Raw genomic sequence first — 19,779 nt, forward strand, 5'->3', positions numbered from 1 at the left:
ATCTTGCCCCGCGTTGGAAGGACCCGTCAACGATGACCATCACTGCAACTGCCCCGGAATCCACAGTAGACACTGTGGGGATCGTTCCCAGCTTCATCAGGGACTCCTGGTGGACCCCCGACGCCGGCTCCGCAGCCGGGGCGGCGCCCGTCCTGGACGCCAGCACGGGCGAACTCCTGGCCAGGGTCAGCACCGAAGGGCTGGACCTCGCCGCCGTCGTCGACTACGGACGCACCACCGGGCAGGCGGAACTGGGCAAACTGACCTTCCACCAGCGCGCGCTCAAGCTCAAGGAGCTGGCGCAGTACCTCAACGGCCGCCGCGACGAGTTCTACGCGCTCTCGGCCCAGACCGGCGCCACCAAGACCGACTCGATGATCGACATCGACGGCGGCATCGGCGTGCTCTTCACCTTCGGCTCCAAGGGCCGCCGCGAACTGCCGAACTCCCAGGTGGTGGTGGACGGTCCCATGGAGGTGCTGTCCAAAGACGGCTCGTTCGCCGGTGAACACATCTACACGCGCATTCCGGGCGTCGCCGTACAGATCAACGCCTTCAACTTCCCGGTCTGGGGAATGCTCGAGAAGCTCGCCCCGGCCTTCATCGCCGGCGTGCCGACCATCGTCAAGCCTGCCACGCCCACCGGCTATGTGGCCGCGGCCGTGGTCAAGGCGATCGACGAATCCGGCATCCTGCCCAAGGGCTCGCTGCAGCTGATTTCCGGCTCCGTCCGCACCCTGCTGGACCACCTCGACTACCGCGACCTCGTGGCCTTCACCGGCTCCGCCTCCACGGCGAACACGCTCAAGTCCCACGTCAATGTGGTCAAGGGCGGGGTCCGCTTCACCTCGGAAACCGATTCCCTGAACGCCGCGATCCTGGGCCCGGACGCAGTCAAGGGCACGCCGGAATTCGACGCCTTCATCAAGTCCCTCGTCACCGAGATGACCGCCAAGGCCGGCCAGAAGTGCACCTCCATCCGCCGCGCGATCGTGCCGCAGGAACTGGTGTCCGACGTCGTTGCCGCCGTGGGGGAGCGGATCCGGGAACGCGTGGTGCTGGGCGACCCCCGCGCCGAGGGCGTCACCATGGGTGCCCTGGCCTCCCGTGAGCAGCTCGCCGATGTCCGCGCGGCCGTCCAGGCCATGCTCGACGCCGGCGGCGAGCTGGCGTACGGCACGCTCGATTCGCCGAAGGTCACCAGCGCCGACGGAAGCATTGGCGTCGTCGACGGCGGCGCCTTCATGTCCCCCGTGCTGCTGAGTTGGGCCGATCCGGAAGCCGAGGAGGTCCACTCGCTTGAGGCCTTCGGCCCGGTGTCCTCGGTGATCGGCTACGCGGACCTGGCCGACGCCGTCCGCCTCGCCGCCCGCGGCGGCGGCTCGCTGGTCGCCTCGGTCTGCACCAACGACCCCGAGGTTGCCCGCGAACTCGTCACCGGCATTGCCGCCCACCACGGCCGCGTGCTGATGCTCAACCGCGAGGACGCCCGCAGCTCCACCGGGCACGGCTCCCCGGTCCCGCACCTGGTCCACGGCGGTCCCGGCCGTGCCGGCGGCGGCGAGGAGCTCGGCGGCATCCGCTCGGTCATGCACCACATGCAGCGCACCGCCATCCAGGGCTCGCCCAACATGCTGACCGCCGTCACCGGAGTCTGGCACACCGGCGCGGACCGGAACTTCACCCTGGACACCGAAGGCCAGCACCCGTTCCGGAAGTCCCTGGGCACCCTGCACATCGGCGACGCCATCCGCTCCGGGCTGCGCGAGGTGTCCTTGGACGAGATCACGAAGTTCGCCAATTCCACCGGCGACACTTTCTACGCCCACACCAACCAGGAGGCCGCCGCGGCCAACCCGTTCTTCCCGGGCATCGTGGCGCACGGCTACCTGCTGCTGGCCTGGGGTGCCGGACTCTTCGTGGAGCCCGCACCGGGCCCCGTCCTGGCCAACTACGGCCTGGAGAACCTGCGCTTCATCACCCCCGTCGCCGCCGGTGACTCCATCCGGGTCACGCTGACGGCCAAGAAGATCACCCCGCGCGAGACCGACGAGTATGGCGAGGTAGCCTGGGACGCCGTCCTGACGAACCAGGACGACGAGATCGTGGCGAGCTACGACGTCCTCACCCTCGTAGAGAAATAACCACTCCGTGCGCTGCCGCCGAGGTGAGACTTCGCGCCCTTTGACTTTGCCCCGCGAGCATGGGCGCGAAGTCTCACCTCAGCGCGTATATTGACAGGCTCTTTCTACCCTGCTCCGGCGTAAAATTTTCAACGTAGGAGGTGGCGAAATGACCCTAGTACTGAACAAAGCCACAACAGTCCTGCCAGTCGATGATGCAGAGCGCGCCCGGCATTTCTATGCCGACACGCTGGGTCTCCCGCACCGTGGAGTGGCGGACGACGGAAGTGAACTATTCGGCAGCGAGGGCGGCCCGATGCTGCAGCTCATGCCTGTCAGGGACGGAAAGCATTCCGAGCACACGACCCTGAGTTTCGAGGTCGACGGGATCGAGAAGACGGTCCAGGAGATGGAATCGAAGGGAGTCCAGTTCCAGGACTACGACCTCCCGGATCTCAAGACCGAGAACCACATTTGTACAACGGATTCGGAGAAGTGCGCCTGGTTCATGGACTCGGAGCACAACATCCTCTGCGTTCACGAGAACATCACCTCGCAGGCTGACTACCAGCTCTGACACGGAGATCTGAACGCTCAGCACCGGCGGACAAAGCGTCCCGGCTCGAGCCGGGGCGCTCTTCTGTGTCCGGCCGGGCGGGGGCACATTGACGCGGACACGCCGGTATTCGTCAGCGAAACGCCTGCCGCGGCCGTCAAAGTGCCCCCGGACCGTCCGGGCGGGACCAGGGCGTCACGGGCCGGGGCTGGAGCACACCGTCGACAGTCAAGTCCACCCGCTCATTGAAGAAACTAATCAGGCCGTGGATCTGGGCGGCATCGCGATACCGCCGGTCATAGCTCCACGCGAGGTTCCTGCCCTGCCCGGAATCCGGGTAGCTCCAGTAACTGGCCTGACCCTTGTAAGGGCACACGGTCCGCTTCGGGCTCTCCTCCAGCAGCTCCAGCCGCACGTCCGCCGGCGGAATGTAGTACCGCACCGGGAGCATCGTCTCGTAGAGCAACTGCGCGCCGTTTGTGCTGGCCAGCGTCACGCCGTCGAGCGCTACTTCCACATCCACGGACGACGCGCGGATGTCCACGCGGTGGAACGGATCACGTGGGTGGCCGATGATCTCCTCGTCGTCCTCGAGCCACGCGAAAGCGCCGAAATCCAGCACCACATAGCCGGCCAGGTCCGGGTCCTCGGGGCGGAACGCGGCCCGGGGCGCGGTCCTGGTGGCCGTGACGACGTCGAGCTCCTCACCTTCAGAGGTGTGCCTGCCGAAGCCCGTGCGCGGATCCAGGACGGGAGGTGCGTCCAGCATGAACTTATGCCCGAACTCGGGGACGTCGGCTTGCGGCTGCCCCGGCGCGGCGAGGTCCGCCAGCAGCTCTTCCTCCGGCACCGCAAAGATCGGGGTGATCCGTCGCGGTTCCCAGATCAGATAGGCCCGCAGGGTATCGACAACTGGGATCCCGCCGAGGCTCGCACGGATCCTTTTGGCTGTGGGTTCGTACCGCAGCTGGGGGAAGGTGCCCAAGAGCACCGTGGATAGTCTGGTGGCCATCCTCACAGCGTGGCCCCGGCGCCAGGTCCCGTCAATGGGATTCTGAGGGAAGTGGGGAGCGCCGGAGGCTACTGCGGGACGTGGAGGCCGTGGAACGCCATGGTGATGACGTCGTCGGCCAGCTTTTCCGGGGACAGCGTGCCGCCGGGCTTGTACCATTCGACGATCGAGTTGATGGTGCCGAACAGCAGGCGCGTGACGGTGCGGGGATCGATGTCCTGGCGGAGCAAGCCCTCGTCCCGGGCCTCGGAAATCAGCGCTGCGACCTTGTGGTCGAAGGTACGGCGCCGTTCCAGCGCGTTGCGCTCGATCTCCGTGTTTCCGCGCAGGCGCAGCAGCAGCGTCACGAAGGGCAGCCGCTCCACCAGCACGGAGACGGTCTGGCGGACCACAAACTCCAGCCGGGCATCGGCGGAACCGGACGTGGCCGCGGGCTGGTCGAGGATTGATTCAAGGCCGCCCAGGGCATGGTCCAGCGCCAGCTTCAGCAGCTCGCCCTTGGACGGCACGTGGTGGTAGATCGCGGACTTGGAGATGCCCAGATTCTCGGCGAGGATTCCCATGGAGGTGGCGTCGTAGCCGTGTCGGTTGAAGACCTCGACGGCGATCACCAGCACCGACTGCTGGTCATATCCGGGGCGGCCGCGCTTGGTGGTGGTTACTGTGCTGGGCATACTCGCTAGTTTCTCACGATCGGTAGTAGCTCAGGCCTTGGGGCGCAGGTCGTAGATCCGGCGGAGTTTGCCGTTGGACCTCTCGAGGGAGCCGGGTTCGACGACGTCGACGGTGCAGGAGGAGCCGACGTGGATCTTGATCTGCTGCTGCAGGACCTTGGCGGCGGCGGCCGCGCCCTCGACCGTGACGGCGTCGCGCCGCTCGATCTTGACGGTCAGCTGATCCATGCGCGTGCCCTCGGGGCGGGTGAGTTCGAGCTGGAAGTGCGGGCTCAACTCCGGGATGCGCAGCGCGATTTCCTCGATCTGCGAAGGGAACAGGTTAACGCCGCGCAGGATGATCATGTCGTCGCTGCGGCCGGTGATCCTGCCCATGCGACGGTGCGCGGGGCGGGCCGTGCCGGGCAGCAGGCGCGTGAGGTCCTTGGTGCGGTACCGGATGATCGGCAGCGCTTCCTTGGTCAGCGAGGTGAAGACCAGCTCGCCGTGTTCACCGTCGCCCAGAACCTTGGACGGGTCGAATGCGTCGACGATTTCGGGGCGGAAGTGGTCCTCCCAGATGTGGCTGCCGTCCTGGGTCTCGACGGCCTCGCCGGCCACACCCGGGCCCATGACCTCGGAAAGCCCGTAGATGTCGCAGGCCTTGAGGTTCATGGTCACTTCGAGCTCGTGCCGCATTTCCTCGGTCCACGGCTCGGCACCCAGCACGGCGTACTTGAGCGAGGTGGAGGCCGGGTCAATCCCCTGCTTCACCATGGCGTCGGCGATGGTCAGCAGGTAGGTGGGGGTGGCCAGGATGGCGTCGGGCTTGAAATCCTGGATGAGCGTGATCTGGCGTTCGGTCTGGCCGCCGGAGATGGGGATCACCGTGCAGCCCAGCGCCTCGGCGCCGGCGTGGGCGCCCAGGCCGCCGGTGAACAGGCCGTAGCCGTAGGCGTTGTGGACCTTCATCCCCGGACGGACGCCGGAGGCGCGCAGCGAGCGTGCCACGAGTTTGGCCCAGTCGGCGAGGTCCTTCTTGGTGTAGCCCACTACGGTGGCGCGGCCGGTGGTGCCGGAGCTGGCGTGGATCCGGGCCACCTCGTGCTGCGGCACGGCGAACATGCCGAAGGGGTACTCCAGGCGGAGGTCTTCCTTGGTGGTGAAGGGGAATTTGCCGAGGTCGGCGAGCTCGCGGAGATCCGTGGGGTGGATGCCGGCCTCGTCGAACTTGCGCTTGTACAGCGGAACGCGGTCGTAGGCGTAGGCCACGGTGTGCTGCAGGCGGCTGAGCTGGAGCGCCTCGAGCTCGTCGCGGGAGATGGTTTCTTCGCGGTCCAGGACGGCATCACTGGTGGCGGCGACGGTTTCTTGGGTCATCTGGGTTTCCCTGTTTCTATTTCTTGGAGATGGTGCGGCTGCGGCCGCGGAACTCGGCGATGAGTTCCCACGAAGGGGCATCGGTGGCGGTGTCGGTGGGGAGTTCGCCCGGTCGCGTGGCCGGGAGGGCCGTGCCGGCAGGGGATGCCGCCGAAACCGGGGTGGCGCCGGGGTCTGCGGCGTAGATCTGGATGTCGTACAGGCCGCTGCGCCCGGTGCTGGCGCGGCGGTTGGCTACGGCGGTCAGTACCTGTCCGCGGAAGGCCGGCTTCAGGAAGTTGATGTCGACGCCGGCTGCAACGGTGATGGTGTCTGTGTCGATCCCGGCTGCGCCAGGCTTCGGGTTGGCCGGGTTGCAGGCCAGTGCGAAGGCGGTGTCGCCGAAGGCGAAGATCATTCCGCCGTGGGCCATGCCGAAGCCGTTGAGCATTTCCTGCCGGAGCGTCATCCGGACCGTGGCGTGTCCATCGTCCAGCGCCACTACTTCGATGCCCATCCATTCCGAGGCGTAGTCGCCTTTCAGGATGGGGTGGGTGCCACCGGAAATCGTCAGTTCAGCCATGCGTCATTGCCTCCAGCTTTATTTACCGAATGTTCATTAGGTAATCCCATTTGGGGGGCCGCTGTCAAGAGCGGCCGCGGGATTAGGCTGCTGCCGGATACCGCAATCGAGGCCGGACGCAGGCTTGTCGGCAAGAGAAAGTAGGCTGGGAGCGGAGCAGCACCACTTCACAGCAAAGGGCGGGCCATGGCCAAAGGAATCTACGTCAGCGCGACCACTCCGGGTTCCGGCAAATCGCTGATCTCGCTGGGCCTGGCGGACACCCTGCACCGGCATGCCGGCCGCATCGGCTTCGTCAAACCCGTGGTCCACGGCCATGACGCCGCCTCGGCCCTTCCGGTGCTTGTGGTGCCTACAGACGAGGAACGCGCCATCGCGGAGGCGACCGCCGCCGTCGTCGGGGTGTCGGGTTAGGCCATGACGGAACTGAACCTGCCCATCCGCACCGGACGGCTCGTGCTGCGCCGCTTTGAGGCCACCGACCTGGACGCGTACCACGCCTGCCACTCGCTGCCCGAAACCGCCCGGTTCCTGCCTGGGGAGGCGAAGAGCTACACCAAGTCCATGGAGTCCGTGGGCAAGTACGCCAACTTCGTCTTCGAGCAGGAGGGCGACTGGATCTGCCTGGCCATCGAGACCGTGGACGCCCCCGGACTGCTGCTCGGTGAGGTGGTGCTCAAATGGCTGCCCGGCCGCGGGCAGGCCGAGATCGGCTGGAGCCTGGCGCCGGAGGCGCGGGGAAGGGGCATCGCCACGGAAGCGGCCGGCGCGCTGCTGCGGCTCGGCTTCGAGGACCTGGGCTTCCACCGGATCGACGCCAAGCTCGATGCGCTCAACACCGACTCGGCAGCGCTGTGTGAACGGCTGGGCATGCGGCTGGAATCGCGGCAGGTGGACAAATGGCACTACAAGGACCAGTGGGCGACGGAGGTCGTCTACGCCATCCTCAATGACGAATGGAAGTCCCGGCAGCCGGCAAAGGACTCAACGAAATGACGGAGATGGCCGGAATGAAAGTCATCATTCCGGCCATCTCTGGCAAACGGCGCGCCCCGCAGCCCCGCCCTGCTACTTCAGCCCGGCTCCCGGCAGCAGCTCGGTGGCGCCCAGGGAATCGGCTACGAAGGCGTAGTCCCAGGCGCGTTCCTTCCACTGCACGTAGCGTCCGGAGGCGCCGCCATGGCCGCCTTCCATCTCGATCTTCATCACGATCGGCTCGCTGCCGGTGTTCAGTTCGCGCAGGCGCTGCACCCATTTCGCGGGCTCCACGTAGAGCACCCGGGTGTCGTTGAAGCTCGTCACGGCGGCGATCCTGGGGTAGGCCACCTCGCGGACGTTTTCATACGGCGTGTAGGACTTCATGTAGGCGTACACATCCGGGTCCGTGATGGGGTTACCCCATTCCTCCCATTCCAGCGCGGAGAGGGGCAGCTCCGGGTCCAGGATGGTGGTCAGGGCGTCCACGAACGGGACGGCGGCCACGATCGCGGCATACTTTTCCGGTGCGATGTTGGCGACGGCGCCCACCAGCAGGCCACCGGCGGAGCCACCCATGGCGGCGATCCGCGCCGGATCAACCCAGCCGGAGCCGGCAAGCCAGTCAGTGGCGGCGATGAAATCGGTGAAGGTGTTCTTCTTCTGCAGCTTCTTGCCGTTGTCGTACCAGTGCCGGCCGAGTTCCCCGCCGCCGCGGATGTGGGCGATCACGAACACTATGCCCCGGTCCAGCAGGGAGAGCCGGGGGATGCCGAAACCCGGATCCATGCTCAGCTCATAGGACCCGTAGCCGTACACGAGCCCGGCCGCCGTCGCGTCACGCGCAACGGAGGCGTGGCGCAGCACGGAGAGCGGGATCCGGGTCCCGTCCGCGGCCACGGCCCATTCCCTGGTGGCCACATAGTCGGACGGCGAGTAGCCACCCAGGACCGGGCTTTCCTTGCGCAGCAGCAGTTCACCGGCAGGCCTCTCCGCTGTGGGCAGCACGAAGTCGTAGACCCGCGACGGGGTGAAGTAGGAGGTGTAGCCCATCCGGATCACGGGGGCCTCGTAGTCGGAGCCGGCGACGCCGGCCGTGTACAGCTCCTCGTCGAAGGCGGGTTCCACGGGGGCGCCCTGCTCCGGGGTGCCGAGGCCGGCCAGGGGCAGGACGTGCACGCGCTCGATCGTGTCCTTGCGGACGGAGACTACCAGGTGCGTCGAGGTGACGCCGGCGCCGTTGACGCGCACCTCGTCGGAATGCGCGACGACGGTGGTCCAGTGCTGCTCGGCGGGCGGCTTGGCGAGCTCCGCCGGGTCCACGATCGAGACCATGGAGTTGATGGCGTCCTTGTTGTGGCTCAGCAGGATCCGCTCGGTCTTGTCACCCTCGGGGCCGGCCAGCAGGAACGGCTCGGCCTCGTAGAGGATCCGCTCGTCCCGGGAGATCACGGTGCGCAGGCCGGCGTCGGGCGCGTCGAAACGCAGCAGCCGGGTCTCGCTGAACTCCGAGCAGCCGATGCTCAGCACGAGGTGGCGCCGGTCGGCGGAGAGCTCGAAGCCCAGCCACATGGCGACGTCGTCCTCCTGGTAGATCACCTCATCCCCGGTGACGGGGGCGCCCAGCAGATGGGACTTCACCTGGTAGGGCCGCCAGGCATCGTCCACCACGGTGTAGAAGATCCGGGTGCCGTCGGGGGAGAAGCCGATCCCGTAGAAGACGTTTTCGATCACGTCAGGCAGGAGTTCGCCGGTCCGGAGGTCCTTGATGCGCAGGGTGAATCGTTCGTCGCCGGCGTTGTCCACGGCATAGGCGTACAGGTTCCCGTCCACGGTCACGGCGGCGCCGCCCACGGCGAAGAACGGCTTGCCTTCGGCCTCGATGTTGCCGTCCAGCAGGATCTCCTCGCCGGGAAGTTCGACGCCGGCCTCCACCGCCGGGGGAGTCCAGTCCGCCACGGGGTCCCCGGTATCCACGGCCTTGACGCGGCAGTGGATGCCGTATTCCTTCCCCTCCATCGAGCGGGTGTAGTACCACCAGCCGTCCTTGCGGTTGGGTACGGAGAGGTCCGTCTCCTGGGTGCGGCCCTTGATCTCCTGGAAGATGGCCTCGCGCAGCGGCTCCTGGTGGGCCGTCACCGCTTCCTGGTAGGCGTTTTCGGCCTTGAGGAGTTCCACGACGTCGGCCGATTCCTTGTCGCGCAGCCACTCGTAGCTGTCCTCGAAGGAGTCGCCGTGGTGGGTGCGGAGGGCCGGAACCTTCTTGGCAACGGGTGGCTGCAGGGAGGGCTGCGCAGGAATCTGGGTCATTGACCCAATCTACCGCTCGCGTGGTTCAGTTTCCGTTCTGCAGATTGTTGGCCGCCACGTAGTCAGCCAGGCTCTGACCGGTCAGCGCGGCGGAGACCGCGGCGGTCGCGGCGGGGTCCTGCAGGACGATCGACTGGCCGTCCCGGCTGGTGCCGGTGCCTGCCGTCGGAAGCGTGAAGAACACCCCGCGCCCGGGGGCCGTGCTTCGGAGGCTGTAGGCGAGGTTCTCCAACGACTCCAGGGTGAAGCTTGGGTCCAGCGTGACATGCGGCAGCACCGTTTTGACGAGCTGCCGGACGGTATCGCGGTCCGCGAGGCCGCCTTCGCCCGCCATTTTGGCCAGTACGGCCTTCAGGAAGGTCTGCTGGTTCCGGACCCGTTGGTAGTCGCCATCGGGGAAGGCATGGCGCTCCCGGACAAACGACAGCGCCTGGGTGCCGCTGAGCTTGTTCACCCCCGCCGGAAAATACACCACATCGTCCACCGTGGACGTGAAGGACTGCTTCACGTCCACATCGACCCCGCCGAGGGCATCGGTCAGCGCAGCGAACCCCTGGAAGTCCAGCATCACCGTGTGATCGATGTGCTGGCCGAGCAAGGACTCCACCGTCTGCGTCATCAGTGGCAGGCCGCCCAGTTCAAGTCCGGCGTTGACCTTCGCAGCGCCGCGCCCGGGGATGTCCACCCATAGGTCGCGCATGATGGAGATGCCATAGATGCTCTGCCGGTCCGCCGGGAGGTGGATGAACACGAGGGCGTCGCCGCGCTGGTCGGAGGCGGCCCCGGCGGCGGCCTCCGCGCGGGCGTTCACCCGGCTGTCGCTGCCCACGAGCAGAATGTTCAGGGCGACGGCGGGAGGTTCCGGAGTGGGAGTGGGAGCTGGGCTGGGCGCCGGTGACGACGCCGGCGCGGCGGCCGGTGCCGGGCCTGCGGTGTCCGCGGGAGCGGACGTCTCGCTCCGCGGCCGGCTCAGGACATACGCCGCGGCTGCCAGGGCGAGCAGCAGCAGGGCGGCCACGATCGCGACGACGATTGTCCGACGGCGGTTCTTTCCGCCCGGTGCTGCGGCTGATCCCGCGGCTGCTCCTGCTGGTTCCGGCGACGTACCCATGCGCGGACGTTACCACCGGGGCGGCCCAAACGGGGACAGGCAGCGCTAAAGCTGTCCGGATTGGCTGTGGCGGCGGGTGTCCGGACTGGCCGTGGCGGCGGGTAGCACGCCCCGGTGACCCGCCACCGCCGGCGCACGGGTGCTTGACGCATCTGACGACTTCCGCATATTCTGAACGAACGGTCGGTAATTATTTATCGGAAAACGTATAGGAGCAACCATGGCATCGCAGACCCTGCAGTCAGTGCCCGCCGAGCCATCGCCGGCACGGCACGAACAGAGCCCCGAAGATGCGGCCCGGCGTGACGCTGACGGCCAGGCCTACTTCGACAAAGTCATGGCGGAGGATTCCCGCATCGAACCCCGCGACTGGATGCCGCCGGCTTACCGCAAGACCCTGCTGCGGCAGATCTCGCAGCACGCCCATTCGGAGATCATCGGCATGCAGCCGGAGGCCAACTGGATCTCGCGCGCCCCGAGCCTCAAGCGCAAGGCCATCCTCATGGCCAAGGTCCAGGACGAGGCCGGCCACGGCCTGTACCTGTATTCCGCGGCCGAGACCCTCGGCCAGCCGCGCGATGCGATGATGCAGGACCTGATGGACGGCAAGGCCAAGTACTCCTCAATCTTCAATTACCCCGCACGGACCTGGGCGGACATGGGTGCCATCGGCTGGATGGTCGACGGCGCCGCGATCGCCAACCAGGTGCCGCTCTGCCGGGCCTCCTTCGGCCCCTACGGCCGGGCCATGGTCCGGGTCTGCAAGGAGGAATCCTTCCACCAGCGGCAGGGCTTCGAGATCCTGCTGGAACTTTCCCACGGCACCCCCGAACAGAAGCAGATGGCCCAGGACGCGGTGAACCGCTGGTACGCGCCGGCCCTGATGATGTTCGGCCCGCCGGACGATGACTCACCCAACTCCAAGCAGTCGATGGCCTGGAACATCAAACGCTTCGGCAACGACGAACTGCGCAACCGGTTCGTCGGCATGATGATGGAGCAGGTCAAGGTCCTGGAACTCACGCTGCCGGACAAGGACATCCGCTTCAACGAGGAAACCCGGAAATGGGAGCACGGTCCCCTGGACTGGGACGAATTCCACGAAGTCCTGGCCGGCCGCGGCCCCTGCAACACCCAGCGCCTGGAACGGCGCCGCGAAGCACACGAGAACGGCGCCTGGGTGCGCGAAGCCGCGGCGGCCTACGCCGCAAAACAGAGCCGCAAGCAAGCCGAGAAGGAATCCGCAGCATGACAAGCAACGACACCCCTGAATCTCCGGCAGGAAACGTCTGGCCGATCTGGGAGGTTTTCGTCCGCTCCAGCCGCGGTCTCTCCCACGTCCACGCCGGATCCCTGCACGCCCCGGATGCCGCCATGGCCCTTCGTAACGCCCGTGACCTCTACACCCGGCGCAACGAAGGCGTGTCCATCTGGGTGGTCCCGGCGGACGCCATCGCCGCAAGCGATCCCGATGCCAAGGGCTCGTTTTTCGAGTCGCCCCAGGGCAAGGACTACCGCCACGCCACGTACTACACCAAGAGTGAGGGCGTGAAGCACCTGTGAGCACAACACCTGAAACCGAGGCACACGAAGGCGGGCACGGGGACATTTCCGTCGGCGTGGCCGGCGCCGGCGGGGACGGCGCAGCCAGCGCCACCCGTATCACGCCGGGCAATGCCCTCCGTCCCGAAGACATCGCGCTGGCCGCCAGCCGCGGCACCGCGAAGCCGAGCGAAGACGTCGCCGAGTTTGCCCTGCGCCTGGGCGATGACGCCCTGATCCTGGCTCAGCGCCTGGGCCACTGGATCTCCCGCGCACCGGAGCTCGAGGAAGACGTCGCCCTGGGCAACATCGCCCTGGACCAGCTGGGCCACGCCCGCTCCTTCCTCAGCTACGCCGGCGGCTTTTCCGGCAGGAGCGAGGACGACCTCGCCTACTTCCGCCGTGAACCCGAATTCCGTTCGGTCCAGATCTTCGAGCTCCCCAACGGCGACTTCGCTGTCACCATCGCCCGGCAGTTCGTGGTCAGCTACTACCAGTTCGAGCTGTACCGCCGGCTGGCAGAGTCCACCGACCCCACCCTGGCCGGCATTGCCGCCAAGGCCGTCAAGGAAGTTGACTACCACCGCGACCACAGCGCCCAGTGGGTCCTGCGCCTGGCCCTCGGAACGGACGAATCCCGGCAGAAGATGATCCGCGCCTTCAAGGTCATCTGGCCGTATGTGGACGAACTGTTCCGCGATGACGAGCTCACCGGCCGCCTCAGCGGGTCCGGTGCCGCCGTCGAGCCCTCCAGCCTGCGGGCCGACTTCGACCGCCTGACCGGGGAGATCCTCGCCGAAGCGGAACTGGAGATCCCGCAGGTCCAGCCCGCGCCCGGCGGCGGCCGCCGTGGACTGCACTCCGAGCACCTGGGCTATCTTCTCGCCGAAATGCAGGTGCTCGCCCGCGAGTACCCCGGAGCCAGCTGGTAACCATGTACGTCAGCCACCCCACCGCTGCTGCCGCCAGCGAACGCACCGCCGGTCAGAGATCCCCGGAGCAAAAAGCCTGGGACCTCGCCGCCACCGTCTGCGATCCGGAAATCCCGGTCCTCACCATCGCGGACCTGGGGATCCTGCGCGACGTCAAATTGTTCGACGACGGCGGAGTGGTCCCAGCCGTCCAGGTCACCATCACGCCGACCTACTCCGGCTGCCCCGCCATGGACGCCATCCGCGATGACCTCCAGACGGAGTTCGCCCGCGAAGGCTACCCGATCGTCCATGTCGAGTTGGTGCTCTCGCCGGCGTGGACCACGGACTGGATGAGCGAGGCCGGCAAGGCCAAGCTGCAGGAGTACGGCATCGCCCCGCCCTCCGGCCAGACAGCTGTTGATGGAAAAGCAGTCCGGCACGCCGGTCCGGTCCGGCTGTCCCTGGCCGTCAAATGTCCGCAGTGTTCATCGTTGAACACCAAGGAACTCACCCGCTTCGGTTCCACGTCCTGCAAGGCGCTGTATGTCTGCCAGGACTGCAAGGAACCGTTCGACTACTTCAAAGTTTTGTAAGGAACAGGTGCTCCCATGACTGTTGTCCGCCAGACCGCAGCCGAATCGGCCGCCGCCACCGGCCGCCGTCGTGCGTCCTTCCACACCCTGACGGTGGCGGAAGTCCGCCGGCTCACCGAGGACGCCATCGAGGTCACCTTCGGGGTTCCGGCGGAGCTGGCCGGGCAGTTCGACTACCTCCCGGGCCAGTACGTGGCCCTGCGCGCCACCCTGCCGGACGAGGGCGGTGAGCCGCACGAGATCCGCCGCAGCTACTCCATCTGCGCCGAACCGCGCAGCTTCGCGGACGGCAGCAGCGAGATCCGTGTCGCCATCAAGAAGGACCTGGGCGGCCTGTTCTCCACCTGGGCCAACGCCGAACTCAAGGCCGGCGACGCGCTGGACGTCATGAGCCCGATGGGCGCCTTCGTCTCCAAGCACGGCCGCGACGGCAAGCCGGTCGAGCAGAATGTGATGAACTCGATGAACCACCCGCAGGATATGGCGGGGGAGCCCGGCTCCTTCGTGGCCATCGCCGCCGGTTCCGGCATCACCCCCGTGATCGCCATCGCCCGCACCCTGCTCGCCGCGCACCCTGAAACCCGCTTCGACCTGGTCTACGCCAACAAGGCCGCCATGGACGTCATGTTCCTCGAGGAACTCGCGGACCTCAAGGACAAGTACCCGTCCCGGCTCGCGCTGCACCACGTGCTCTCCCGCGAGCAGCGGATCGCGCCGCTGCTCAGCGGCCGGATCGACGCCGAGAAGCTGCAGGCCCTGCTGGGCACCGCCATCCACGCTGACGACGTCGACGAATGGTTCCTGTGCGGGCCCTTCGAGCTCGTGCAGCTGTGCCGCGACACGCTGGCGGCGCGCGGCGTCAAGCCCGAACATGTCCGCTTCGAGCTGTTCACCTCGGGCAAGCCGGACCGCCCGGAGGGCAACATCGGCCGTCCCGTGATCGCGGACGAATCCAAGGAGACCTACAAGATCACGTTCAAGCTGGACGGGCTGCAGGGCGAGGTTGCCAGCCCCACGCACGCGCGCGAATCGATCCTCAACGCGGCCCTGCGGGTCCGGCCGGATGTGCCCTTCGCCTGTGCCGGCGGCGTCTGCGGAACGTGCCGTGCGAAGCTGGTCACCGGTTCCGTCACGATGGACGAGAACTACGCGCTGGAACAGGATGAACTGGACAAGGGCTACGTGCTGACCTGCCAGTCCCACCCGACGACGCCGGAAGTCACCGTCGACTTCGACGTCTGAGCTGTCTCACCACCCTGTACCCACTCCAACGAGACCCACTCCAACGAGGAGCCCCATGATTTCCCTCTCCATCGCCGACGGCATCGCCGAGATCGTCCTTGACGCCCCCCACAAGCTCAACTCGCTGGACGAGCAGGCCCTCAGGGATTTGTCACAGGCATACGACGACGCCGCTGCCGCCGCCGCGCGCGGCGAGGTGCGGGCGCTGCTGCTCCGCGGCGAGGGGCGCGCCTTCTGCGCGGGCCGGGATATCGCCGGGGTCACCCCGGAAAGCGACGACGCGCAGGCGTACCTTGGCGGCCTCGTCCAGCCGCTGCTGAAGAAGATGAGCGCCTTCCCCGCCCCAACCTTCGCGGCGGCGCACGGCGCCTGCCTCGGCGTGGGGCTCGGGCTGCTGCTGGCCACCGATGTGGTCTATGTGGCGGAGAACGCAAAGTTCGGTTCGCCGTTCGCAAAACTCGGCGCCACGCTGGATTCCGGCGGCCACTGGTACTTCACCGAACGCCTCGGCATGCACCGGACCCTGGACCTGATCTACACCGCCGAGCTCATGAGCGGCGCGGATGCCGTCGCGCAGGGGATGTTCAGCCGGGCCATGCCGGCGGCCGCTCTGCTGGAGAACACCCGTGCCATCGTGGCCACCGTGGCCGCCGGCGCAACCGGGGCGTTCAACGCCAGCAAGGACCTCGTGGCTCATATCCGGGACCAGCGCCTGGGCCTGTGGGAGGCCATGGAACAGGAGAACGCCGAGCAGGCGCGCCTGTGCAGGAGCGAGGATTACGCCGAGGGTTTCCGCGCCTTCCAGGAGAAGCGGCCGCCGGTTTTCAAGGGCTGAATACCGAGACGACCGCGCTGCTGGAGACCGAGTTGTCTCTGTACCTGTCTTTTGTCAAAGCCATTCTCAATTTGAAAAGCCGCTTATAGGGTTCGGTTATGACTTCGGGGAAACCGGTAACAAAGGCTGTCATTCCTGCCGCCGGACGCGGGACACGCTTCCTCCCCGCCACCAAGGCGATGCCCAAGGAAATGCTGCCCGTCGTGGACCGGCCGGCCATCCAGTACGTCGTGGAGGAAGCCGTCCGGGCGGGGTTGACCGATCTGCTGTTGATCACGGGGCGCCAGAAACGTGCCCTCGAGGACCACTTCGACCGGGAACCCAGCCTGGAACGCGCTCTGGAGCTCAAGGGCGATCTTGACCGGCTTGCCGCGGTCCAGCACGCCTCCAGCCTGGGCCCGCTCCACTACGTCCGCCAGGGGGACCCGAAAGGCCTGGGCCATGCGGTGCTGTGCGCCCGCCAGCATGTGGGCGACGAGCCCTTCGCAGTCCTGCTGGGCGACGACCTGATTGACGAGCGCGATGAACTCCTGAGCACCCTGATTGCGGTGCAGGCCAGGACCGGCGGTTCCGTGGTCGCACTGATCGAAGTGTGCCCGGGCGAAATCAGCGCCTACGGCTGCGCCGACGTGTCAGCCGTTCCGGGCGAGGACCACGTGAGGGTCAACGGCCTGGTCGAGAAGCCGGACATCGCGGATGCGCCCTCGAACCTGGCCGTGATCGGCCGGTACGTTCTCCACCCCGCGGTCTTCGATGTCCTGGCGGAAACGCAGCCCGGCCGCGGCGGCGAAATCCAGCTCACCGACGCGCTGCAGACCCTCGCCGTCTCCGGCTCCGAGGGCGGCGGCGTCTACGGTGTGGTCTTCACGGGCCGCCGCTACGACACGGGCGACAAACTGAGCTACCTCAAGGCGGTCCTTTCGATCGCCGCGGAACGGGTGGAGTTCGGCGAGGAGCTGCGGTCGTGGATGAAGGCCTTCGTCAGCTGAAGCACCCGCCGGCTGAGGCAGCTGCCGGTGCCCGTACAAGGGCTACCGCGTATCCACGTCTTCAAACACCAGGAAGGTCTGGGTGTCGAGCACCCCGGGCATCGACTGGAGCTGGTCGAAGATGACGCGCCGCAGATCGACATTGTCCACGGCGCGCACCAGCAGGATCACATCGAAGTCCCCGCCCACCAATGCGATGTGGTGCACCTCAGGGATGGCGCGCAGCAGTTCCCGCAGCTCCCGCCAGGAATGCTGGCGGACCTTGAGGGTCACGTAGGCCGATGACTTCAGGCCGGCCTTGATGGGGTCCACGAGTGCCGTGAACTTGGTCAGGACCCCTTCGCCGGTCAGCCGGGCAATCCTCGTGTAGGCGTGGGCGCGCGAGATGTGGACGTTCTCCGCCACCTGGGTCACGGACATCCTGCCGTCCCGGGTCAGCTCGGCAATGATATTCCGGTCCACGTCATCCAGCGGCACCGCTGCCTGGTCCGCCTCGGCCTCTGCCATTCGTCTACAACCCCTGCCGGTAATCCAGCTCACACTTACGATTCGTCTTCCAGATTAGGCCAAATTTTGGGACTTCTCCACGATTTTCCGTAGAGGTGGATACGAAACAGTGTCCGCCAGCATACTGGGAGTGAATAGTGGCTACAGAAGGACGGACCAATGACGATCTCCGCAGACCACACTGCACAGCACCCGCCAGCTGAAGACGCCGCCAGCGAGGCCGTGCGCAAGTTCGGCATCACAGCCGAGGACTACATGCTGCCCGCCCGCCACCAGATCCAGATGGTCGGCCCTGACGGCACCCTGAACCTCCACACCGAGCAGGGCGCCCAGGCCGGCCACGAGTACAGCCTCCCCGGCGATGACGAACTGATGACCGCCTACGAGCAGCTCGTCGTCGGGCGCCGCGTCAATGACCAGAACTCCGCCCTCGTCCGCCAGGGCCGGATGGCCGTCTACCCCTCCAGCCACGGCCAGGAGGCCTGCCAGGTTGCCGCTGCCCTCTGCCTCTCCGACGGCGACTGGATGTTCCCCACCTACCGCGACTCGGTGGCCGTGATGGCCCGCGGCGTAGACCCCGTCCAGACCATGACGCTGTTCCGCGGCGACTGGCACGGCGGCTACGATCCCGCCAGGCATAAGGTCGGGATCCAGTGCACGCCGCTGACCACGCAGCTGCTCCACGGCGTCGGGGTGGCCCATGCCGCCAAGCTGCGCGGGGAGGACACCGTTGTCCTGGCCATGTGTGGCGACGGCGCCACGAGCGAGGGTGACTTCCACGAGGCGCTGAACTTCGCCGCGGTCTTCCACCTGCCGGTCGTCTTCTTTGTCCAGAACAACCAGTACGCGATCTCGGTCCCGCTGGCGCACCAGTCGGTCGCACCGTCGCTGGCCCACAAGGCCGTAGGCTATGGCATGGCCGGGGAACGCGTGGACGGCAATGACATCGTGGCCCTGCTCGCCGTGCTGGGCCGCGCCGTCAAACTGGCCCGCGATGGTTCCGGGCCGTTGCTCGTCGAGGCCCACACGTACCGGATGCAGGCCCACACCAACGCCGACGACGCCACCCGCTACCGCCAGGACAGCGAGGTCGCGCAGTGGGTGGCCAAGGACCCGCTGAGCCGGATGAAGAGCTACCTGACGGAGCGCGGACTGCTCGACGACGGCGGCACTGCCCGGATCGCCGAAAAGGCCGAAGCGGTTGCCGCGCAGCTGCGCGAAGGCCTTGGTGAGGACGTCCCGGTGGAGCCGCTGGACCTCTTCAAGTACGTCTTCTCCACCCCCACCCCGCAGCTGACGGAACAATCCGCCCTGCTCGCCGACGAGCTCGCCCGGGAAGAGGCCGCGAAATGAGCCCCACAGTCACCACCTCGTCCGAGGCGAACGGCAACGTCAGCTCCGCCACCGCGCGAGCGGCCGCCAAGGCCGCGGCTGCGTCCGAGCAGAAAACAGAGCAGACCGGCCCGCAGACCATCACCCTCGCCAAGGCACTGAACACCGCGATGGCCGACGCGATGCACGCGGACCCCTCGGTCCTGGTCTTCGGCGAGGATGTCGGCATGCTCGGCGGCGTCTTCCGCATCACGGACGGGCTCACCAAGACCTTCGGCACGAGCCGCTGCTTCGACACGCCGCTGGCCGAATCCGGGATCGTGGGCATGGCCGTGGGCATGGCGATGAACGGCATGCGCCCGGTCATCGAGATGCAGTTCGACGCCTTCGCCTACCCGGCGTTCGAGCAGATCGTCAGCCACGTCGCCAAGATGCACAACCGCACCAAGGGTGCCGTGAAGCTGCCCATGGTCATCCGCGTCCCGTACGCCGGCGGCATCGGGGGAGTGGAGCACCACTGCGACTCCTCCGAGGCGTACTACGCGCACACCGCCGGGTTGAAGGTCTTCACCCCGGCCACTGTGGCGGACGGCTACCGGATGCTCCGCGAAGCCATCGACTCCGACGACCCAGTGATGTTCATGGAGCCCAAGAAGCTCTACTGGTCCAAGGACCAGGTGGACCTGGAGGCGCTGCGTGCCGAGCACACGGCGAACACCGAGCGCGGAACCTCCTCCGAGGGCCGTGCCGCCGTCGCCCGCCCGGGAACCGACGCGACGCTGATCGCCTACGGCCCCTCCGTCCCGACGGCGCTCGCCGCCGCCGCTGCGGCCGCCGAGGAAGGCCGCTCGCTCGAAGTGATCGACGTCCGCTCGATCGTGCCCTTCGATGACGAGACGGTCTGCGCCTCGGTCCGCAAGACCGGCCGCGCCGTGGTTATCGCCGAGGCGCACGGCTTTGCCTCCGTGGCCTCCGAGATCGTGGCCCGGGTCCAGGAACGCTGTTTCCATCACCTCGCCGCGCCGATCCGCCGGGTCACCGGCTTCGATGTGCCGTACCCGGCGCCGAAACTTGAGCACTACTACCTGCCCGGCGTGGACCGCATCCTCGACGCCGTTGACGACCTCCAGTGGGAAGACTGAC

Annotated in this window: 19 protein-coding genes and 1 pseudogene; 13 read left to right on the forward strand and 7 right to left on the reverse strand. The window is 67.1% G+C overall.

The annotated features are described in order from the left end of the window. The first annotated feature begins 32 nt into the window (after positions 1-32). Positions 33-2,144 (forward strand): phenylacetic acid degradation bifunctional protein PaaZ, encoded by a 2,112-nt coding sequence (paaZ, locus tag ACVWZ8_RS11540; RefSeq protein ID WP_456504710.1) that lies wholly within the window; start codon positions 33-35, stop codon positions 2,142-2,144. Positions 2,145-2,292: 148 nt separating this feature from the next. Continuing rightward, positions 2,293-2,700, forward strand: a complete 408-nt coding sequence (locus tag ACVWZ8_RS11545) for a VOC family protein (protein WP_426979176.1) — start codon at positions 2,293-2,295, stop codon at positions 2,698-2,700. 136 nt (positions 2,701-2,836) lie between these two features. On the opposite strand, the gene ACVWZ8_RS11550 is transcribed toward ACVWZ8_RS11545, so the two are convergent. From ACVWZ8_RS11550 to ACVWZ8_RS11565, 4 genes are all read right to left on the reverse strand, one after another. After that, on the reverse strand, positions 2,837-3,691 hold the full coding sequence (locus ACVWZ8_RS11550; RefSeq protein WP_456504711.1) for a DUF427 domain-containing protein: 855 nt from the start codon (positions 3,689-3,691) through the stop codon (positions 2,837-2,839). A gap of 68 nt (positions 3,692-3,759) precedes the next feature. Continuing rightward, entirely contained in the window at positions 3,760-4,365 is a 606-nt protein-coding gene (locus ACVWZ8_RS11555) for a TetR/AcrR family transcriptional regulator (protein ID WP_456504712.1), read from the reverse strand. 30 nt (positions 4,366-4,395) lie between these two features. Then, positions 4,396-5,724, reverse strand: coding sequence for a phenylacetate--CoA ligase PaaK (paaK, locus tag ACVWZ8_RS11560; RefSeq protein ID WP_456504713.1), 1,329 nt, complete (start codon positions 5,722-5,724; stop codon positions 4,396-4,398). 16 nt (positions 5,725-5,740) lie between these two features. After that, the gene (locus tag ACVWZ8_RS11565; RefSeq protein ID WP_426979172.1) at positions 5,741-6,286 is read right to left on the reverse strand and encodes a hotdog fold thioesterase; all 546 of its coding nucleotides are present in this window, start codon (positions 6,284-6,286) and stop codon (positions 5,741-5,743) included. A gap of 186 nt (positions 6,287-6,472) precedes the next feature. Here ACVWZ8_RS11565 and ACVWZ8_RS11570 point away from each other — a divergent pair. Next, a pseudogene (locus ACVWZ8_RS11570) lies at positions 6,473-6,616 on the forward strand (AAA family ATPase); the annotation flags it as partial. Between the two features lie 87 nt (positions 6,617-6,703). Beyond that, the gene (locus ACVWZ8_RS11575; RefSeq protein WP_456504714.1) at positions 6,704-7,282 is read left to right on the forward strand and encodes a GNAT family N-acetyltransferase; all 579 of its coding nucleotides are present in this window, start codon (positions 6,704-6,706) and stop codon (positions 7,280-7,282) included. Between the two features lie 72 nt (positions 7,283-7,354). On the opposite strand, the gene ACVWZ8_RS11580 is transcribed toward ACVWZ8_RS11575, so the two are convergent. Together ACVWZ8_RS11580 and ACVWZ8_RS11585 are read right to left on the reverse strand one after the other, a co-directional pair. Then, complete coding sequence (locus ACVWZ8_RS11580; RefSeq protein ID WP_456504715.1) at positions 7,355-9,571, reverse strand: S9 family peptidase; 2,217 nt, start codon at positions 9,569-9,571, stop codon at positions 7,355-7,357. A gap of 25 nt (positions 9,572-9,596) precedes the next feature. Beyond that, on the reverse strand, positions 9,597-10,682 hold the full coding sequence (locus ACVWZ8_RS11585; protein WP_456504716.1) for an LCP family protein: 1,086 nt from the start codon (positions 10,680-10,682) through the stop codon (positions 9,597-9,599). Positions 10,683-10,902: 220 nt separating this feature from the next. Here ACVWZ8_RS11585 and paaA point away from each other — a divergent pair, with 220 nt between their 5' ends. From paaA to galU, 7 genes are all read left to right on the forward strand, one after another. Then, positions 10,903-11,934 (forward strand): 1,2-phenylacetyl-CoA epoxidase subunit PaaA, encoded by a 1,032-nt coding sequence (paaA, locus tag ACVWZ8_RS11590; RefSeq protein ID WP_456504717.1) that lies wholly within the window; start codon positions 10,903-10,905, stop codon positions 11,932-11,934. Beyond that, complete coding sequence (gene paaB / locus ACVWZ8_RS11595) at positions 11,931-12,245, forward strand: 1,2-phenylacetyl-CoA epoxidase subunit PaaB (RefSeq protein ID WP_456504718.1); 315 nt, start codon at positions 11,931-11,933, stop codon at positions 12,243-12,245. Before paaA ends, paaB begins: the two co-directional genes overlap by 4 nt. Further along, positions 12,242-13,156, forward strand: coding sequence for a 1,2-phenylacetyl-CoA epoxidase subunit PaaC (gene paaC / locus ACVWZ8_RS11600; protein ID WP_456504719.1), 915 nt, complete (start codon positions 12,242-12,244; stop codon positions 13,154-13,156). Before paaB ends, paaC begins: the two co-directional genes overlap by 4 nt. Positions 13,157-13,158: 2 nt before the next feature. Next, the gene (paaD, locus tag ACVWZ8_RS11605) at positions 13,159-13,731 is read left to right on the forward strand and encodes a 1,2-phenylacetyl-CoA epoxidase subunit PaaD (RefSeq protein WP_426979165.1); all 573 of its coding nucleotides are present in this window, start codon (positions 13,159-13,161) and stop codon (positions 13,729-13,731) included. Between the two features lie 15 nt (positions 13,732-13,746). Beyond that, the gene (gene paaE / locus ACVWZ8_RS11610; RefSeq protein WP_426979164.1) at positions 13,747-14,973 is read left to right on the forward strand and encodes a 1,2-phenylacetyl-CoA epoxidase subunit PaaE; all 1,227 of its coding nucleotides are present in this window, start codon (positions 13,747-13,749) and stop codon (positions 14,971-14,973) included. 55 nt (positions 14,974-15,028) lie between these two features. After that, the gene (locus ACVWZ8_RS11615) at positions 15,029-15,808 is read left to right on the forward strand and encodes an enoyl-CoA hydratase/isomerase family protein (protein ID WP_426979163.1); all 780 of its coding nucleotides are present in this window, start codon (positions 15,029-15,031) and stop codon (positions 15,806-15,808) included. Positions 15,809-15,906: 98 nt separating this feature from the next. Then, complete coding sequence (galU, locus tag ACVWZ8_RS11620) at positions 15,907-16,797, forward strand: UTP--glucose-1-phosphate uridylyltransferase GalU (RefSeq protein ID WP_456504720.1); 891 nt, start codon at positions 15,907-15,909, stop codon at positions 16,795-16,797. Between the two features lie 42 nt (positions 16,798-16,839). Here the strand turns inward: galU and ACVWZ8_RS11625 are convergent, their stop codons facing one another. Next, complete coding sequence (locus ACVWZ8_RS11625; RefSeq protein WP_426979161.1) at positions 16,840-17,304, reverse strand: Lrp/AsnC family transcriptional regulator; 465 nt, start codon at positions 17,302-17,304, stop codon at positions 16,840-16,842. A 159-nt stretch (positions 17,305-17,463) separates the two neighbouring features. On the opposite strand from ACVWZ8_RS11625, the gene ACVWZ8_RS11630 reads away from it, so the two are divergent. After that, complete coding sequence (locus tag ACVWZ8_RS11630) at positions 17,464-18,657, forward strand: thiamine pyrophosphate-dependent dehydrogenase E1 component subunit alpha (protein ID WP_456504721.1); 1,194 nt, start codon at positions 17,464-17,466, stop codon at positions 18,655-18,657. Then, entirely contained in the window at positions 18,654-19,778 is a 1,125-nt protein-coding gene (locus ACVWZ8_RS11635; protein WP_456504722.1) for an alpha-ketoacid dehydrogenase subunit beta, read from the forward strand. The genes ACVWZ8_RS11630 and ACVWZ8_RS11635 overlap by 4 nt, the downstream gene beginning before the upstream one ends. Position 19,779 lies beyond the last annotated feature (1 nt).

Source organism: Arthrobacter sp. UYCu723, from assembly GCF_054059215.1.

Coding starts and splice junctions, on each gene's coding strand:
- ACVWZ8_RS11635 (WP_456504722.1), top strand. CDS start 18,654: ATGAGCCCCACAGTCACCACCTCGTCCGAGGCGAACGGCAACGTCAGC.
- ACVWZ8_RS11615 (WP_426979163.1), top strand. CDS start 15,029: ATGATTTCCCTCTCCATCGCCGACGGCATCGCCGAGATCGTCCTTGAC.
- paaK (WP_456504713.1), bottom strand. CDS start 5,724: ATGACCCAAGAAACCGTCGCCGCCACCAGTGATGCCGTCCTGGACCGC.
- galU (WP_456504720.1), top strand. CDS start 15,907: ATGACTTCGGGGAAACCGGTAACAAAGGCTGTCATTCCTGCCGCCGGA.
- ACVWZ8_RS11625 (WP_426979161.1), bottom strand. CDS start 17,304: ATGGCAGAGGCCGAGGCGGACCAGGCAGCGGTGCCGCTGGATGACGTG.
- ACVWZ8_RS11545 (WP_426979176.1), top strand. CDS start 2,293: ATGACCCTAGTACTGAACAAAGCCACAACAGTCCTGCCAGTCGATGAT.
- ACVWZ8_RS11565 (WP_426979172.1), bottom strand. CDS start 6,286: ATGGCTGAACTGACGATTTCCGGTGGCACCCACCCCATCCTGAAAGGC.
- ACVWZ8_RS11555 (WP_456504712.1), bottom strand. CDS start 4,365: ATGCCCAGCACAGTAACCACCACCAAGCGCGGCCGCCCCGGATATGAC.
- ACVWZ8_RS11585 (WP_456504716.1), bottom strand. CDS start 10,682: ATGGGTACGTCGCCGGAACCAGCAGGAGCAGCCGCGGGATCAGCCGCA.
- ACVWZ8_RS11575 (WP_456504714.1), top strand. CDS start 6,704: ATGACGGAACTGAACCTGCCCATCCGCACCGGACGGCTCGTGCTGCGC.
- paaB (WP_456504718.1), top strand. CDS start 11,931: ATGACAAGCAACGACACCCCTGAATCTCCGGCAGGAAACGTCTGGCCG.
- paaE (WP_426979164.1), top strand. CDS start 13,747: ATGACTGTTGTCCGCCAGACCGCAGCCGAATCGGCCGCCGCCACCGGC.
- paaZ (WP_456504710.1), top strand. CDS start 33: ATGACCATCACTGCAACTGCCCCGGAATCCACAGTAGACACTGTGGGG.
- ACVWZ8_RS11630 (WP_456504721.1), top strand. CDS start 17,464: ATGACGATCTCCGCAGACCACACTGCACAGCACCCGCCAGCTGAAGAC.
- paaA (WP_456504717.1), top strand. CDS start 10,903: ATGGCATCGCAGACCCTGCAGTCAGTGCCCGCCGAGCCATCGCCGGCA.
- ACVWZ8_RS11550 (WP_456504711.1), bottom strand. CDS start 3,691: ATGGCCACCAGACTATCCACGGTGCTCTTGGGCACCTTCCCCCAGCTG.
- paaD (WP_426979165.1), top strand. CDS start 13,159: ATGTACGTCAGCCACCCCACCGCTGCTGCCGCCAGCGAACGCACCGCC.
- ACVWZ8_RS11580 (WP_456504715.1), bottom strand. CDS start 9,571: ATGACCCAGATTCCTGCGCAGCCCTCCCTGCAGCCACCCGTTGCCAAG.